At 71.0% G+C, this 15,588-nt stretch carries 15 protein-coding genes; 10 read left to right on the top strand and 5 right to left on the bottom strand.

Annotated elements, in window-relative coordinates; translation table 11 throughout:
• The first annotated feature begins 193 nt into the window (after positions 1-193).
• The 3 genes from ABZ027_RS20140 to ABZ027_RS20130 are packed head-to-tail and all read left to right on the top strand — an operon-like array spanning position 194 to position 3,470.
• Positions 194-1,591, top strand: coding sequence for a DUF6421 family protein (locus tag ABZ027_RS20140; RefSeq protein WP_356770093.1), 1,398 nt, complete (start codon positions 194-196; stop codon positions 1,589-1,591).
• A gap of 41 nt (positions 1,592-1,632) precedes the next feature.
• Positions 1,633-2,388 (top strand): SDR family NAD(P)-dependent oxidoreductase, encoded by a 756-nt coding sequence (locus ABZ027_RS20135; protein WP_356770296.1) that lies wholly within the window; start codon positions 1,633-1,635, stop codon positions 2,386-2,388.
• Between the two features lie 11 nt (positions 2,389-2,399).
• A complete protein-coding gene (locus ABZ027_RS20130) occupies positions 2,400-3,470 on the top strand; it encodes a low specificity L-threonine aldolase (protein WP_356770294.1) in 1,071 nt (356 codons plus the stop codon).
• 52 nt (positions 3,471-3,522) lie between these two features.
• Here the strand turns inward: ABZ027_RS20130 and ABZ027_RS20125 are convergent, their stop codons facing one another.
• Positions 3,523-4,251, bottom strand: a complete 729-nt coding sequence (locus ABZ027_RS20125) for a lysophospholipid acyltransferase family protein (RefSeq protein ID WP_356770091.1) — start codon at positions 4,249-4,251, stop codon at positions 3,523-3,525.
• 186 nt (positions 4,252-4,437) lie between these two features.
• The gene (locus tag ABZ027_RS20120) at positions 4,438-4,854 is read right to left on the bottom strand and encodes a DUF4395 domain-containing protein (protein ID WP_356770089.1); all 417 of its coding nucleotides are present in this window, start codon (positions 4,852-4,854) and stop codon (positions 4,438-4,440) included.
• Between the two features lie 77 nt (positions 4,855-4,931).
• On the opposite strand from ABZ027_RS20120, the gene ABZ027_RS20115 reads away from it, so the two are divergent.
• From ABZ027_RS20115 to ABZ027_RS20100, 4 genes are all read left to right on the top strand, one after another.
• Positions 4,932-5,345: a thioredoxin family protein gene (locus tag ABZ027_RS20115; RefSeq protein WP_356770087.1), complete on the top strand. Its 414-nt coding sequence runs from the start codon at positions 4,932-4,934 to the stop codon at positions 5,343-5,345.
• Positions 5,346-5,562: 217 nt separating this feature from the next.
• Complete coding sequence (locus tag ABZ027_RS20110) at positions 5,563-6,072, top strand: flavin reductase family protein (RefSeq protein WP_356770085.1); 510 nt, start codon at positions 5,563-5,565, stop codon at positions 6,070-6,072.
• 227 nt (positions 6,073-6,299) lie between these two features.
• Positions 6,300-7,088: an electron transfer flavoprotein subunit beta/FixA family protein gene (locus tag ABZ027_RS20105; protein ID WP_356770083.1), complete on the top strand. Its 789-nt coding sequence runs from the start codon at positions 6,300-6,302 to the stop codon at positions 7,086-7,088.
• Positions 7,089-7,139: 51 nt separating this feature from the next.
• The gene (locus ABZ027_RS20100; protein ID WP_356770081.1) at positions 7,140-8,102 is read left to right on the top strand and encodes an electron transfer flavoprotein subunit alpha/FixB family protein; all 963 of its coding nucleotides are present in this window, start codon (positions 7,140-7,142) and stop codon (positions 8,100-8,102) included.
• A gap of 56 nt (positions 8,103-8,158) precedes the next feature.
• On the opposite strand, the gene ABZ027_RS20095 is transcribed toward ABZ027_RS20100, so the two are convergent.
• On the bottom strand, positions 8,159-9,052 hold the full coding sequence (locus tag ABZ027_RS20095; protein ID WP_356770079.1) for an endonuclease/exonuclease/phosphatase family protein: 894 nt from the start codon (positions 9,050-9,052) through the stop codon (positions 8,159-8,161).
• A gap of 189 nt (positions 9,053-9,241) precedes the next feature.
• On the opposite strand from ABZ027_RS20095, the gene ABZ027_RS20090 reads away from it, so the two are divergent.
• Both ABZ027_RS20090 and ABZ027_RS20085 read left to right on the top strand, forming a co-directional pair.
• Positions 9,242-10,546 carry an aldolase/citrate lyase family protein gene (locus tag ABZ027_RS20090; RefSeq protein ID WP_356770077.1) on the top strand — a complete coding sequence of 435 codons (1,305 nt, stop codon included), beginning with the start codon at positions 9,242-9,244 and terminating at the stop codon, positions 10,544-10,546.
• Between the two features lie 94 nt (positions 10,547-10,640).
• The gene (locus tag ABZ027_RS20085) at positions 10,641-12,434 is read left to right on the top strand and encodes a serine/threonine-protein kinase (protein WP_356770075.1); all 1,794 of its coding nucleotides are present in this window, start codon (positions 10,641-10,643) and stop codon (positions 12,432-12,434) included.
• Positions 12,435-12,470: 36 nt separating this feature from the next.
• Here the strand turns inward: ABZ027_RS20085 and ABZ027_RS20080 are convergent, their stop codons facing one another.
• Positions 12,471-13,220, bottom strand: coding sequence for a hypothetical protein (locus tag ABZ027_RS20080; protein WP_356770073.1), 750 nt, complete (start codon positions 13,218-13,220; stop codon positions 12,471-12,473).
• 7 nt (positions 13,221-13,227) lie between these two features.
• Positions 13,228-14,277, bottom strand: a complete 1,050-nt coding sequence (locus tag ABZ027_RS20075; protein WP_356770292.1) for a LacI family DNA-binding transcriptional regulator — start codon at positions 14,275-14,277, stop codon at positions 13,228-13,230.
• 254 nt (positions 14,278-14,531) lie between these two features.
• Here ABZ027_RS20075 and ABZ027_RS20070 point away from each other — a divergent pair, with 254 nt between their 5' ends.
• The gene (locus ABZ027_RS20070) at positions 14,532-15,485 is read left to right on the top strand and encodes an ROK family protein (RefSeq protein WP_356770071.1); all 954 of its coding nucleotides are present in this window, start codon (positions 14,532-14,534) and stop codon (positions 15,483-15,485) included.
• Positions 15,486-15,588: the final 103 nt, after the last annotated feature.

Genomic DNA, 15,588 nt, shown 5'->3' with positions numbered 1-15,588 from the left:
GCCCCGAGGTGAACCCGCCCCTGCACGGGGAGCGGTGCGTGAAGCATGAACAGCCGTCATCAGGGTATCTGGCAGGAAAATGTTCTGTGATGTTGGGGGGTAGGCAGGAGTATTTCCTGGACTCCCACTTGCTGACCAAAACGATGTGTGTATACGGTCTTCTTACGCGAGGTTCTCCCGTGGAGGATGAGACATGATGGAAATTCTTGTGCAGGCGGCGTCGGAGGAAAGGGTTCCTCCCGCGACCAGGGTGGTGGAGCACCCGGCGTGGCCGGTGCTCAAGGATGCCGTGGAGCAGATCCGGCCATGGCAGTCCAAGGACGGGTCGATCGACTTTGAGGCCGAGGGTGCCCCCGACCCGGCGGACGTGGAACTCGCCGTACAGCGGGTCGTCGACGCCGTCCAGGAGCTGTCGCCGCTGCTCGGGCACGACCTCGCGTACCACCAGGCCCTCGTGAAGGACCTGCGTCGCTGGTCCGAGGGCGGCTTTGAGGTACCGGACTTCCTCGACTCGCTGCTGGCCTTCCAGCCCGCCGCGAACCGCGCGGACGGCCTCCAGCACCTGGTCGTCTTCCCGATGTACACCCAGAACGGCAACCCCGACCGCAACCTCGAAGCGGTCGTGCTGCGCATGGTCTGGCCCGACTGGCTCGCCGAGCTGGAGCGCACCCGTTACGACAACCCGCTGTTCTGCGGCATCAGGTTCGAGGACTTCACGGCCGGCTACGACACCAACTCGGCCGTCCTCTTCCCGGAGACCATCGCCGTGCGCGAGGCCCCCGAGCGCTTCAGCTGGGGTGGCATCTTCTGCGACCGGGAGGCCGCCCGCTTCCGTCGGGTGACCGACGCCGCGGTCGACATCCTGGGCCTGGAACTGCCCGAGGACGTCGCCGCGATGGTCCACGACCAGAAGCGCTGCGAGGAGGCCTTCGTGCTGTGGGACATGGTCCACGACCGCACCCACAGCCACGGTGACCTGCCCTTCGACCCGTTCATGATCAAGCAGCGCCAGCCGTTCTGGATGTACGGTCTCGAAGAGCTGCGCTGCGACCTCACCGCCTTCAGGGAGGCCGTGAAGCTGGCGGCCGACGGCGTCCCGCAGGCCCGTGACGTGCAGTACGCGGTGCTGTTCGACCGCATGTTCCGCTTCCCGGTCACCGGCGAGCGGGTGCGCAACTACGACGGCCTCGGCGGTCAGCTCCTCTTCGCCTACCTGCACAAGCACGACGTGGTCCGCTGGACCGACAACAAGCTGTTCATCGACTGGCAGCGCGCGCCCCAGGTCACCAACGAGCTGTGCGCCGAGATCGAGGCGCTCTACCGGGACGGCATCGACCGGCCCAAGCTCGTCCACTGGTTCGCGGGATACGAGCTGGTCTCCACCTACCTCGCCCCCCACCCGGGCTCCCGCTGGGCCAAGGGCCCCGACGCCCTCGACCTGAGCCAGCCGCCCCGGAAACTCGTCGATGACGTGCTTCCGGACGAGTTTCCGCTGAGCATGTTCTATGAGGCACTCTCCAAGAAGCTGAAGAAGGTGATCGCCTCCACCCGGGGCATCACCGCGAAGAGCGCCGAGCGGATCGCCGCATGAGCGACCGCGATACCAAAACCACTGCTCAGGAGGCGAAGACCATGGGGAACGGGGCTCTCAGCGGTGCGGTGATCGCGGTGGCCGGCGCGGGTGGACCCGCCGGGCGGGCGACGCTGCTCAGGCTCGCCGAGGCGGGCGCGACCGTCGTCGGCGCGGACAACGACCCCGAGCGGCTGGCGGAGGCCGTGGACGCGGCCCGCTACAGCTCCGGCGGCGCCATGGTGACCGGCGAGACGGTCGACCTGCTCGACTTGGACTCGACCCGGGAGTGGGCCGTGCACACCGAGAAGGAGTTCGGCCGGGTCGACGGCGTGGTCCACCTCGTCGGCGGCTGGCGCGGCAGCGAGACCTTCGCCAAGACCAACCTGCACGACTGGGACCTGCTGGAGATGCTGCTCATCCGCACCGTGCAGCACACCTCCCTCGCCTTCCACGAGGCGCTGCAGGCCAGCGACCGGGGCCGGTACGTCCTGATCAGCGCCGCGGGCGCCAGCAGGCCCACCGCCGGCAACGCGGCCTACGCGGCGGTCAAGGCCGCGGCCGAGGCGTGGACGCTCGCGCTCGCCGACTACTTCGCCAAGGCGGGCGCCGCCCAGGGGGCAGGCGGGGCCACCTCCGCCGCTGCCATCCTGGTGGTGAAGGCGTTGGTGCACGACGCGATGCGCGCCGAGCGCCCCAACGCGAAGTTCGCGGGGTTCACGGACGTCAAGGACCTGGCCGAGGAAATTGTTGGCGTCTGGGAGAAGCCCGCCGCCGAAGTGAACGGAAAGCGTCTGTGGCTGACCGAGAAGCCGTGATCCGACAAGCCGTGAACCCGCCGAAGACCGATGCTCGCCGCCGTCACGACCCCGAGGTCCGCGGATTCGCCAGCGACAACTACGCCGGCGCGCACCCGGAGGTGATGGCCGCCCTGGCCCTGGCCAACGGCGGCCACCAGGTGGCGTACGGCGAGGACGACTACACCGAGAGCCTGCAGAGCGTCATCCGGAGCCACTTCGGCCCCACGGCGGAGGCGTTCCCGGTCTTCAACGGCACCGGGGCCAACGTCGTCGCGCTCCAGGCCGTCACCGGCCGCTGGGGCGCGGTGATCTGTGCCGAGAGCGCCCACATCAACGTCGACGAGGGCGGCGCCCCCGAGCGCATGGGCGGCCTCAAGCTGCTCACCGTGCCCACACCCGACGGCAAGCTCACCCCCGAGCTGATCGACCGGCAGGCCTACGGCTGGGACGACGAGCACCGTGCGATGCCGCAGGTGGTCTCGATCACCCAGAGCACCGAGCTCGGCACGCTCTACACACCGGACGAGATCCGCGCGATCTGCGACCACGCCCATGCCCACGGGATGAAGGTCCACCTGGACGGTTCGCGGATAGCCAACGCGGCGGCCTCCTTGAACGTGCCGATGCGGACGTTCACCAACGCGGTCGGCGTCGACATCCTCTCCCTGGGCGGCACGAAGAACGGCGCGCTGTTCGGTGAGGCGGTCGTCGTCATCGACCGGGACGCCGTGAGCCACATGAAGCACCTGCGCAAGATGTCCATGCAGCTGGCCTCCAAGATGCGCTTCGTGTCGGTGCAGTTGGAGGCCCTGCTCGCCAGGGACCTGTGGCTGCGCAACGCCCGCCACTCCAATGAGATGGCCCAGCGGCTCGCCGAGGGGGTCGGCGCCGTGCACGGCGTCGAGATCATCTACCCGGTGCAGGCCAACGGCGTCTTCGCCAGGCTCCCGCACGACGTGAGCGAGCGCCTGCAGAAGAGGTTCCGCTTCTACTTCTGGGACGAGGCGGCGGGCGTCGTGCGCTGGATGTGCGCCTTCGACACGACCGAGGACGACGTGGACGCGTTCGTGGCCGCGTTGAAGGAGGAGATGGCGCAGTAGTGCGCGTCGGCGCGCGGTCGGGGACGCGGCCCGAACGGCTGGGCCGCGAGGGTCAGTGCGCCTCGGCCGCGCGCACCTCTTCCGGGGTCGGGGCGGTGCCGCCGAGGTGGGCCGGCATCCACCAGGTGTCGTTCGCGTCCTTGGGGCGCACCGGGTAGGCACGCTGCGCGGCCTCCAGGAGTTCCTGCACCCGCTCGCGCAGCTGACGGGTGATCACACCCGCGTACTTGTCCCGGGAGGCCTCGATCGCCTCGCCCACCCGGATGGTGACGGGGATGTGGCTGCGCTTGAAGTTGCGCGGGTGGCCCTTGGTCCACAGTCGCTGGGTGCCCCACACGGCCATCGGGATCAGCGGGACGCCCGCCTCCTGGGCCATGCGTGCGGCGCCCGACTTGAAGGACTTGAGGGTGAAGGACGGGGAGATGGTGGCCTCCGGGAAGACGCCCACGATCTCGCCGGACCGCAGCGACTCCAGTGCGCGCGCGTACGCCGTCTCACCCTGCTTGCGGTCGACCGGGATGTGCTTCATCCCGCGCATCAGCGGGCCGGAGATCTTGTGCCGGAACACGGACTCCTTCGCCATGAACCGTACGAGACGTTTCTGCGGAAGCGCCGCCAGGCCGTCGAAGACGAAGTCCAGGTAGCTGATGTGGTTGCTCACCAGCACGGCACCGCCCGAGCGCGGGATGTTCTCCGAACCCCTCAGGTCGATCTTGAGGTCCCACACCTTGAACAGGGCCTGGGCGAAACCAACGACGGGACGGTAGACAAGCTCTGCCATGGACGGTGTGAGCCCTTCCTTCTCTGCCTGGACAGGCGACTCCAGGCCGAAGTTACGCAGCCGTAGGTTTACGGCATGTCGCAGATCGTGCCCCAAGAACGGGCCAGGAGCCAGCCCTGGTGCCTGTCGGCGGCGAGATTCTCGTCACGTCCACGCGGTGATCCACCTCGGGCTTTTAAGCCACCTTTACTCAGCGCGTACGTCCGCTCGTCGTACAAGCAGGTACATCTCGCATCCCAGGCAGTAGCCGAACGCCGCATTGAGGAACGCGGCCGCCAGCGCCGCGCCGGTCGCGGCGAGTCCCAGCCAATCGGGGCCCAGCGTGTAGCCGACGAGGCCCACTGCCGCGAACAGCAGCCCCACCGCCTGCGCGAACCGGGGCGGTTGGGGCGGCTCGAACTCGGTCGGCGGCCCGAGCCGGGGCCGCACCGCGACCCGGAACAGCCAGCCGTACGGTGAACGGGCCACGCCGCCGGCCGCACCCAGCGCGAACGCCAGCGTCTGCCAGGCCAGCAGCCACGCGCTGCCGGTGATCAGCACGACCGCCAGCACGACGGTCGTCACGGCCGCGCCGAAGCGGGGCCCCCTCACATCGATGTCCATGGGAATGAAGCATTCCGCAGCGGTAACAGTTCGGGGAGGCGGGAATCTTTGCAGTCTCGTGAACGCTGGTGCACTCGATGACCGGACTCGTGGTGTGTGTGGCGGTGCTCGCGCTGGCGAGCGCCTACGGAGTGCTGCATCGGCGGCGGAGCGGGAGGATTCGGGTGCGCGGGCGCGACGACGGGAAACGGCTCGGCGCGGCCGAACTGGGCGGGCGGCTCGGTGAGCGGGCCACCCTGGTCCAGTTCTCGAGCGCCTTCTGCGCCCCCTGCCGGGCGACCCGCCGGATCCTTGGTGAGGTGGCCGACCTGGTCCCGGGTGTCGTCCATGTCGAACTCGACGCCGAGGACAACCTCGACCTCGTCCGTGCACTCGACATCCTCAAGACCCCGACCGTGCTGGTCCTGGACGTCGACGGCCGGATCGTCCGACGTGCCGCCGGCCAGCCGCGCAAGGCGGACGTGATCGCCGCGCTGGGGGAGGCGGTGTGACACCCCTGACCAGGACGGTGGAGCATCTTCCAGATACCGGGACGTACTTGACTGCGCGTACCACCTATCGTCAGCCTGACCGTATGCCTTCGGAACCCCTTCTCCTCGGGCGGGGACGCATGTGGCAAGAAGCCCCGGCCCGCACCGCGAGCGCGCGCTGTCCGAGCTGTTGAGCAGCCACGGACGCCCAAGCCCCTCCTCGCGCAAGGACTCTTCCATGACGGCCACGCCCGGCCTCGGCACCCCTCGGCTCGCCTCGCCCGACCTCCTGCGTTCCGTCTTCCGGCGGCACGCCGCGGGAGTGGCCGTGATCACCGCGCGCGGTGACGCCGGTCCGGTCGGCTTCACCGCCACCTCCCTCACCTCGGTCTCCGCCGACCCGCCCATGCTCTCCTTCGGTATCGGCACCGGCGCGTCCAGTTGGCCCGCAGTGTCCGAGTCGGAGCACGTCGGCGTGCACATACTCGGTGAGCACCAACAGGACCTGGCGGCCACCTTCGCGCGCAGCGGAGCCGACCGCTTCGGTGCGGCGACCGCCTGGCGCGAGGGCCCCGAGGGGGTGCCGGTCCTGGACGACGTGCAGGCCTGGCTGGTGTGCCGGGTCGTCGCACGGGTGCCGGCCGGTGACCACCGCATCGTGCTGGCCGAGGTCGCCGTCGGTGACTCCACCGGCCCCGGCCGCCCGCTCCTCTATCACCAGGGGCGCTTCCACGGGCTCGGCGACTGAATGGCCCCGCCCGGCCCTACCCGCTGCTGCGAGGGCGTCGAGTTCCGATTACGCTGCGTTGCGAAGGTCACAGTTCAAAGCGCTTGCTCAGCGGGAACGAACTGGGTGTACTGACGAGTAATATCTCGTTCGGCGCGTGGGTCGCCCCGACCGGGATCGGCCGCTTGTGGCGCCTATGCTGCCTGCAAGAGGCAGCCGAAAAATGACGATGCAGTAGGAGAGCCGGCGTGAGCTTGAGGATCGTTGTCACTGTGAAGTACGTGCCCGACGCCACTGGCGACCGGCACTTCGCCGATGACCTGACCGTCGACCGGGACGACGTGGACGGTCTGCTCTCCGAGCTGGACGAGTACGCGGTCGAGCAGGCGCTGCAGATCTCCGAGAACTCCGACGACGACGTCGAGGTCACCGTCCTGACCGTCGGGCCCGAGGACGCCAAGGACGCCCTGCGCAAGGCGCTGTCCATGGGTGCCGACAAGGCCATCCACGTCGAGGACGACGACATCCACGGCACCGACGCCATCGGCACCTCCCTGGTCCTGGCGAAGGCGATCGAGAAGGCCGGCTACGACCTGGTCGTCTCCGGCATGGCGTCCACCGACGGCACCATGGGCGTCGTCCCCGCGCTGCTCGCCGAGCGCCTGGGTGTGCCGCAGGTGACCCTGCTGTCCGAGGTGTCGGTCGAGGACGGCACGGTCAAGGGCCGCCGCGACGGCGACGCCGCCTCCGAGAACCTGGAGGCGTCCCTGCCGGCGGTCGTGTCGGTCACCGACCAGTCGGGCGAGGCGCGTTACCCGTCCTTCAAGGGCATCATGGCGGCCAAGAAGAAGCCGGTTCAGTCCTGGGACCTGTCCGACCTGGACCTGGAGGCCGAGGAGGTCGGCCTGGAGGGCTCCTACACGATCGTCGACTCCGCGACCGAGCGCCCGGCCCGTACGGCCGGCACGATCGTCAAGGACGAGGGCGAGGGCGGCAAGCAGCTCGCCGAGTTCCTCGCGAGCCAGAAGTTCATCTGAGCTCGACGTCGCTGACCGCCCCTCATCTCATCCACGCAGGAGAGCAATCCCATGGCTGAAGTCCTTGTCTACGTCGACCACGTGGACGGTGCCGTCCGCAAGCCGACCCTCGAGCTGCTGACCCTGGCCCGCCGGGTCGGCGAGCCGGTCGCCGTCGCGCTGGGAGGCGGCGCCGCCGACACCGTCGCCACGCTCGCCGAGCACGGCGCGGTGAAGGTCCTCACGCACGAGGCCGCCGAGTACGCCGACTACCTGGTCGTCCCGAAGGTCGACGCGCTGCAGGCCGCGGTCGCCGCCGTCTCCCCGGCCGCCGTGCTCATCCCCTCCTCCGCCGAGGGCAAGGAGATCGCCGCCCGCCTCGCGCTGCGTATCGGTTCCGGCATCATCACCGACGCCGTCGACCTGGAGGCCGGCGAGTCGGGCCCGGTGGCCACCCAGTCGGTGTTCGCCGCGTCCTTCACCACCAAGTCCCGCATCGCCAAGGGCACCCCGGTCATCACCGTCAAGCCCAACAGCGCCGCCGTGGAGGCCGCTCCGGCCGCCGGTGACGTCGAGGCGCTGGAGGTCACCTTCTCGGCGCAGGCCACCGGCACCAAGGTCACCGCGCGCACCCCGCGTGAGTCGACCGGCCGTCCGGAGCTGACCGAGGCCGCGATCGTCGTCTCCGGCGGCCGTGGCGTCAACGGCGCGGAGAATTTCGCGATCATCGAAGCCCTCGCCGACTCCCTCGGCGCGGCCGTCGGCGCCTCGCGCGCCGCGGTGGACGCCGGCTGGTACCCGCACACCAACCAGGTCGGCCAGACCGGCAAGTCCGTCTCGCCGCAGCTGTACATCGCCAACGGCATCTCCGGCGCCATCCAGCACCGCGCCGGCATGCAGACGTCGAAGACGATCGTGGCCGTCAACAAGGACGCCGAGGCCCCGATCTTCGACCTGGTCGACTACGGCGTCGTCGGCGACCTCTTCGACGTGGTCCCCGCGCTGACCGAGGAGATCAAGACCCGCAAGGGCTGATCCCCGCAAGGCTGTACGAGGCCCCCACGACCGCCCCCGGTCGCGGGGGCCTCGGCTCATCCCAGGGTCAGCGACGCCTGCACCGGCAGGTGATCGCTCGGGAACTGGCCGTCGCGCTCGAAGGTGTTGACGGACACCCGGTGGGTCGTGACGCCCGGTGTGGTGAGGATCCAGTCGATGCGGTCGCCGTCCTTCACCAGCGGCTGGTAGCCGTGGAAGGTCGCGTAGAGCCTGCCGCGCTCGGCCGCCGTGTCCCAGGTGTCGACGAGTCCGGCGTCCAGGAGGGTGTCGTAGGCCTCGTTCCGGTGGGCCGACGCGTTGAAGTCGCCGGTCACGATGGACGGCAGGGACCGGTCGAGTGCCGCGATCCGGTCGCCGACCATGGACGCGGAACGCACGCGTGCGTACTGGCTCACGTGGTCGAAGTGGGTGTTGAGGACGTAGAACTCCCGCCCGCCAGCGTGCAGATCGCTGAACCGGACCCAGGTGGCGATGCGCGGGAGGCGGGCGCCCCAGGTGTTCGAGCCGATCACCCTGGGCGTGTCGGAGAGCCAGAAGGTGTCGTGTTCGACGGGCGCCAGGCGCCGGGTGTCGTAGAAGACCGCCACGGCCTCGTCGTGGCTGCCGCCCTCGCGGCCGGTGCCGATCCAGTCGTAGTGCGCTCCGAGGTCGGCGCGGATGTCGAGCAACTGTTGGTAGACACCCTCCTGCGTGCCGATCACGTCGGGTGCCTCGCGGCGTAACAGCTCACGCATCACCGGACGGCGGGCCGCCCAGCTGTTGGGCTCGGTGGTGCTCGCGAAGCGCAGATTGAACGTCATGACCTCCAGGCGGCGCCTTCTGGGCCTCGCGGCCGACGTCGGGACCGCGCCGAGCAGCGGGATGGTCAGCGCGGTGGCCACCGCGGATCTCATGCCCATGCGACGCGTCATGCTGGTGGTGTGCCCCATGTGATTCCCTCCCCGGGGATCAGGATGAGGGTGGGAGCGCAAGGGCGGAAGGGGGCACAGAGGTTCTCGGCCGCGGGAGTGAACGCGGTGGGTCAGGCCGGGGGCACGGTGTTGACCGGCGGGGAGCTTCATAGATAACTTCGCTGTGCGGATTATTGATTCCGCAGAACGGAAAACAGGAGGCGCGGGATGGGTCAGGGTCAGCAGGACCAGGTGGCGACGAGCCTCACGGGAGCCGTGAGCGAGGAGATCAGCGCCTCCCTCGTGCCGGTCGACGCCGATCTGGAGCGCCGCTACCCCGGAGACCCCGGCACCCGCCAGCCCGTCCACACGGTCTACGTCCCCGGTGACGTGTTCGCCGCCGACACCATCCGCTTCTGGGGCGACCAGGCCCTCGCCGCCCTCGACCAGCACGCCCCGGACGCCGAGTCCTTCGCCGCCGTCCTCGGCCTCTCCGACGACCTCGCCGAGCCGGTGTACTCCCGCGTCCGCGCCAAGCTGGAGCAACAGCCCGTCGAGGACCTGCGCGTCGACTTCGAGGACGGCTACGGCCCCCGCCCGGACGCCGAGGAGGACGAGACGGCGGCCCGAGCGGCGCGACTGATCGCCCAGGCGTACCGGGACGGCACGGCGGCCCCGTACATGGGCATCCGCATGAAGTGCATGGAGGCGCCCGTCCGCGACCGCGGCATCCGCACCCTGGACATCTTCCTCACCGGTTTGATGGAGGCCGGCGGCCTGCCCGACGGGCTGGTGCTGACGCTGCCGAAGGTGACCTACCCCGAGCAGGTCACCGCCATGGTGCGGCTCCTGGAGGCCTTCGAGAAGGCGCGCGGGCTGGAGCCGGGCCGGATCGGCTTCGAGATCCAGATCGAGACCAGCCAGTCCATCCTCGCCACCGACGGGACCGCCACCGTCGCCCGCATGATCCAGGCCGCCGAGGGCCGTGCCACCGGCCTGCACTACGGCACCTTCGACTACAGCGCCTGCCTGGGGGTGTCCGCCGCCTACCAGACCAGCGACCACCCCGCTGCCGACCACGCCAAGGCGATCATGCAGGTCGCGGCCGCGGGGACCGGCGTACGCGTGTCGGACGGCTCGACCAACGTCCTGCCGGTCGGCCCCACCACGAAGGTGCACGACGCCTGGCGGCTGCACTACGGCCTGACCCGACGCGCCCTGGCCCGCGCCTACTACCAGGGCTGGGACATGCACCCCGGCCACATCCCCACCCGGTACGCGGCGGTCTTCGCCTTCTACCGCGAGGGCTTCGAACAGGCGGCTGACCGCCTCTCCCGGTACGCCAACCGCACCGGCGGTGACGTGATGGACGAGCCCGCCACCGCCAAGGCGCTGAGCGGTTACCTGCTGCGCGGCCTGGACTGCGGTGCCCTCGACATCGCCGAGGTCGCCCGCCGCAGCGGCCTGACCCGCGCGGACCTCGAGGGCTTCGCGGCACCGAGGCGAGCCGACCTGACCGTCTCCGCGAAGTAGCGGACCGGTCACCGCCGCAACGGTCGGCCGGAGCCGGAACCCCGCCCCGTAGTCTGTACGTCATTCACGGCGGTGTCACAGGAACGGGGCGGCGGTGTCTTCGGGGGAGTACGAACGGGCGGACCACGTCGGGAGGTTGCTGGCCGGGCGCTATCGCGTCGTGGCCCAACTGGGGCGCGGCGGCATGGGTGTGGTCTGGCGGGCCGTCGACGAGGTGCTCGGGCGCGAGGTCGCGGTCAAGGAACTGCGCACCTACAGCGACGCCGACGGGCCCGAACTCGCCGGTCTGCGGCTGCGGATGCAGCGGGAGGCCCGAGCGGCGGCCCGGGTGCGCCACCCCGGAGTGGTGGCCGTGCACGATGTGGCCGAGGCCGACGGACGTCCGCTGATCATCATGGAACTGGTGGACGGCCCCTCGCTGGACGACGTCCTGCGCGAGCGCGGCACCCTCGACCCGCGCGAGGCGGCCGGTATCGGCGCCGAGGTGCTGGACGCGCTCGCCGCCGCCCACCGCGCGGGCGTACTGCACCGGGACGTGAAGCCCGGCAACATCCTGCTCGACCGTTCGGGCCGCGTCGTGCTGACGGACTTCGGCATCGCGAAGGTGGAGGACCCGGGTGACGGCTCGGCCACCCACCTCACCCGCAGCGGCGAACTCGTCGGTTCCCTGGACTACCTCGCGCCCGAGCGCGCCCAGGGCGCGGACCCGGGCCCCGCCTCCGACATCTGGGCCCTCGGTGCCACGCTGTTCGCGGCCGTCGAGGGTTCCTCGCCGTTCCGCCGGACGTCCACGTTCTCCACGCTCACCGCGATCGTCACCGAGCCGATGCCGGAGCCTCGCCGGGCCGGCCACCTCGGTCCCGTTCTCCGACGCCTCCTCGACAAACAACCGGCGAACCGCCCCGAGGCCGAGGAAGCCCGCGAGCTGCTGCGGGCGGTGGCGGACGGGGACGGCTCGGACACGCCCACGACGATGTTGCGGGGACCGGCGGATCCGGCGCCCGCGCGGACGGAGCCGGGGCGGCCCGGGACGGAGTCGCCGGAGGCCCCCGCTGAGCCTGGGCCCACTCGGCACATCGGGGCCGGGCAGGCGCACCCCACCGGCGAGGTCGGCGAGGCCGGGCACGCGGGCCCCGGAGCCCCGGCCGGGCCGCCCGCGCAGGGTTCGGGTGCCCCCGTCCTGGCCGGATCGGAGCCGGCGGCCACCTTCCCCATGTCCGCCTCCGGCACCTCCGCATCCGGCCCGGGCCGGCGCAAGGGGCGTGTCCTGCTCGCCGCCGCGGCCCTGACCGTGGCGCTGGTGGCCGCCGGGGTCACCTTCGCCGTGCTGGACGACAGGGGCGACGCCACGGCCGGTACCAAGCCCTCGGCGTCCGCCACCTCCACCGCCGCCGGTACCAAGCCCAGGGCATCCGCGACCTCCACCGCCGCCGACCGTGTCGATGCCGGGCGTTCAAAAGCCGCGAAGCCCACCGATGCCGGCCGTCCAAACGCCACGGAGCCCACCGATCAGGGCGACGGCAAGGGCCCGACCGCGACGAAGTCGTCCCCCGCCAAGACCTCGGGCGGCACCCCGGGCGGTTCAGGCGCGGAGACCCCGCAGGCCCCCGCCTGCCGCTCCATCGGCGGCGGCAAGTACAACTGCGAGGTCTGGCGCACCGCCGACTCGTACACCGCCTCCGGCACCAAGGCCGGGGTCCTCAACGCGGGCACCAACTACTTCTACTGCCAGCGCGACCTGGGCCGCCGTGAGACAGCCGGCCGGTGGACCAACGTCTGGTGGGCGAAGACCGACGACGACAGCGGCAACACGAACGTCTACTTCAACGACGTCTACATCAAGGGCGGCGACAACGACTCCCCGGTACCGGGACTACCGCTCTGCTGAACGAACGCCGAACGTCCGTGATCCCGCGGGCGGCCGTCAGCCCCCGCCCCTCGCGTACCGCTCCAGCCCCGACACCGTCACCCGCTTCTCGTCCGCGAACAGCCGTGTGCCCCGCTCGCACAGGTGCCGGTCGGCTCGCGCCCGGGCGCAGAACTCCTCCGGGGTGACGCCGAAGAGTTCCCTCAACCGGGCGGAACCCACGAGGAGTTCGTTGAGCAGGGCCCGCTGGCCCGGATGCCTGCGAGGCGCGCTGGTGCCGTCGTGCAGGACGCCATGGCGGTTGACGTACGCGTACACGCCGGGCAGCGTCACTCCGGGCGCCGGCTCGACGCGCACCTCGGGCGCGGGCAGCCAGGCGCGGCGGAAGTTGCCGTTCGGCAGCGGCACCCCTTCGCTCGCGTCGACCACCGCGAGCTGCTGGTCGTCGAGCCAGGTGACGAACAACTCCCGTACCTCTCCCGGCGCTTCGAACGGCGACGCGGACACGTACCCCAGGCGGCTGACGTGCGCGGAGACCCCCACACCGAGGCCGGTGACCCGGGCCCGGACCATCGGGATCGGCGACGTGATCCCGAACTCGGCCATCTTGAGCCGCAGTTGGGCCGGGCTGGCGTTGGATCCGACGGCCAGGACGGCGGTGCGGTCGGGGTGCACGAAGACGTCGAGTGGCAGCAGCCGGTCGCCGTCGAGGAGTCCGGAGTCCCGCGGCCACCCACCCGGGTAGAGCAGCGGATGATCGCGTGGCGCCTCGGCCAGGCCCAGTGCCTCCAGGGTGCGATCGTCCATGATCCGCTCAGTCCGTCGGTGGCAGCTCGCCCGAGCCGCGGGTGATCAGCCGGGTCGGCAGCTCGATCCGCTCCGGGGTGAGCAGGGTGCCGTCCAGCTGGCGGAACAGCCGCTCGGCGGCCGTCCGGCCGAGGGTGGCCGCGTCCTGGGCGACGACGGTGACCCCGGGCTGCAGCAGATCGGCCAGTTCGATGTCGTCGAAGCCGACGAGGGCCACCTGGCGCCGGTGTTCCGCCAGGACCCGGATCACGGTGACCGTCACCCTGTTGTTGCCGGCGAAGACGGCGGTGACCGGAGAGGGGCCGGCGAGCATCTCCTCGGCCGCCCGGCGCACCCGCTCGGGATCGGTCACGCCCAGCGACATCCAGGAGTCCTCCACCGCTATCCCGGCGTCCTCCAGTGCGGCCCGGTAGCCACGCAGACGCTCGGCGGCGGTGTGGATGCGGGGCATGTCGCCGATGAACCCGATCCGCCGGTGCCCGTGCGCGATCAGGTGGGCGACACCGTCCCGGGCGCCGCCGTAGTTGTCCGAGACGACCACGTCGGCGTCGATGTTCCCGGCCGGGCGGTCCACGAACACCGTCGCCACGCCCGCCTTCAGCTCGGGCTCCAGATAGCGGTGGTCGTCACCGGCGGGGATGACCACCAGGCCGTCCACCCGCCGTGCGCACAGCGCCAGCACCAGCTCCCGCTCCCGCTCCGGGTCCTCCGCGCTGGAACCGTTGATGAGCAGGGCGCCGTGGGCCCGGGCCACCTCCTCGACCGCGCGGCTGAGCGGGCCGTAGAACGGGTCCGCGAGGTCCTCCAGTACCAGGCCGACGCTGGCGGTGCGGCCCTTGCGCAGCACCCGCGCGCTGTCGTTGCGGCGGAAGCCGAGAGCGTCGATCGCCTCCTGGACCCGCCGCTCGGTCTCCGTCGTCACGCCCGGCTCACCGTTGACCACGCGCGAGACGGTCTTCAGCCCCACACCGGCCCGCGCGGCCACGTCCTTCATGGTCGGACGGTTGCCGTAGCGGTTCGCGGTGAGGCGCTCGGCGCGGTGGTGGGTCTCGGGCACGGTGCGGTGTCCTGTCCTGTCGTCCACGGTAATGCGACGGTTCATGATGGAGATGCCGCATCCATGATTTTGTATGAGGATGTGGCGTCGAGCATAGAGCCTGGACAACGTTGTCAGATGCGAGAGACACTGTCCACCGCAATCTCCGGCCTGCGCCCCACCGCGAGACCGGCCCGCGTTCCCGCACGGTTGCTCGCACACTCTTCATGACGTCACCGACGTCGTTCCATGTCTGACGGGGAGATCCGACACTGATGTACACCGACCTCGTGGCCGCACTCGACATCGGCGGCACCAAGATCGCCGGAGCGCTGGTGGACAGCCACGGCCGGATCCAGGCTCGCGCGCAACGCGCCACGCCCGCCCGAGAAGACGGCGAGACCGTGATGGGGGCGGTCGAGGAGGTGCTCGCCGAGCTGACCGCGTCGCCGCTGTGGGGTCGGGCCACGGCCCTCGGGATCGGCAGCGCGGGCCCGGTGGACGCCTCCCTGGGCACGGTCAGTCCGGTGAACGTGCCCGGCTGGCGCGACTACCCGCTGGTCCAGCGGGTGAAGGCGGCGATCGGGGGGCTGCCCGTCGAGCTGATCGGGGACGGCGTGGCGATCACGGCCGCCGAGCACTGGCAGGGCGCCGCCCGTGGGCATGCCAACGCGCTGTGCATGGTGGTGTCGACGGGAGTCGGCGGCGGCCTGGTCCTCAACGGCCGACTGCACCCCGGACCGACCGGCAACGCGGGCCACATCGGCCACATCAGCGTGGACCTCGACGGCGACCCGTGCCCGTGCGGCGCGCGCGGCTGCGTGGAGCGCATCGCCAGCGGCCCCAACATCGCGCGCAGGGCGCTCGAGAACGGCTGGCGGCCCGGCCCGGACGGCGACACCTCCGCCGCCGCGGTGGCCGCCGCCGCCCGGGACGGCGACCCGGTGGCCGTGGCCTCCTTCGAGCGGGCCGCGCAGGCGCTGGCCGCCGGTATCGCGGCCACCGCCACCCTTGTCGAGATCGACATCGCCGTCGTGGGCGGCGGCGTGGGCAAGGCGGGCGACGTGCTGTTCGCACCCCTGCGCAAGGCCCTGAGCGACTACGCGACCCTGTCCTTCGTGCAGCGCCTGCGGGTGGAGCCCGCACAGATGGGCACCGACGCGGGGCTGGTCGGCGCGGCGGCGGCGGTCATCGCCCGGCAGGCGGACCCGGCCGCGGCGGGGGTCTGACGTGGAGGTCGCTCGGGATGTCGAAGAAGCCGCTCATGGGGCGACCTTCTCGACGGTCTCGGCGAGGAGCCCGGTCGGCACACTGCCTCAACCCCCCCATCAC

It is taken from the genome of Streptomyces sp. NPDC006332, from assembly GCF_040612855.1.
Taxonomy (GTDB): Bacteria; Actinomycetota; Actinomycetes; order Streptomycetales; family Streptomycetaceae; genus Streptomyces.
Note: the sequence above shows the minus strand (reverse complement) of the source record. Positions and strands in the feature narration are given on the sequence as shown.

Coding starts and splice junctions, on each gene's coding strand:
- ABZ027_RS20095 (WP_356770079.1), bottom strand. CDS start 9,052: ATGGGGCACACCACCAGCATGACGCGTCGCATGGGCATGAGATCCGCG.
- ABZ027_RS20120 (WP_356770089.1), bottom strand. CDS start 4,854: ATGGACATCGATGTGAGGGGGCCCCGCTTCGGCGCGGCCGTGACGACC.
- ABZ027_RS20125 (WP_356770091.1), bottom strand. CDS start 4,251: ATGGCAGAGCTTGTCTACCGTCCCGTCGTTGGTTTCGCCCAGGCCCTG.
- ABZ027_RS20110 (WP_356770085.1), top strand. CDS start 5,563: ATGACGGCCACGCCCGGCCTCGGCACCCCTCGGCTCGCCTCGCCCGAC.
- ABZ027_RS20140 (WP_356770093.1), top strand. CDS start 194: ATGATGGAAATTCTTGTGCAGGCGGCGTCGGAGGAAAGGGTTCCTCCC.
- ABZ027_RS20115 (WP_356770087.1), top strand. CDS start 4,932: ATGACCGGACTCGTGGTGTGTGTGGCGGTGCTCGCGCTGGCGAGCGCC.
- ABZ027_RS20100 (WP_356770081.1), top strand. CDS start 7,140: ATGGCTGAAGTCCTTGTCTACGTCGACCACGTGGACGGTGCCGTCCGC.
- ABZ027_RS20070 (WP_356770071.1), top strand. CDS start 14,532: ATGTACACCGACCTCGTGGCCGCACTCGACATCGGCGGCACCAAGATC.
- ABZ027_RS20080 (WP_356770073.1), bottom strand. CDS start 13,220: ATGGACGATCGCACCCTGGAGGCACTGGGCCTGGCCGAGGCGCCACGC.
- ABZ027_RS20090 (WP_356770077.1), top strand. CDS start 9,242: ATGGGTCAGGGTCAGCAGGACCAGGTGGCGACGAGCCTCACGGGAGCC.
- ABZ027_RS20135 (WP_356770296.1), top strand. CDS start 1,633: ATGGGGAACGGGGCTCTCAGCGGTGCGGTGATCGCGGTGGCCGGCGCG.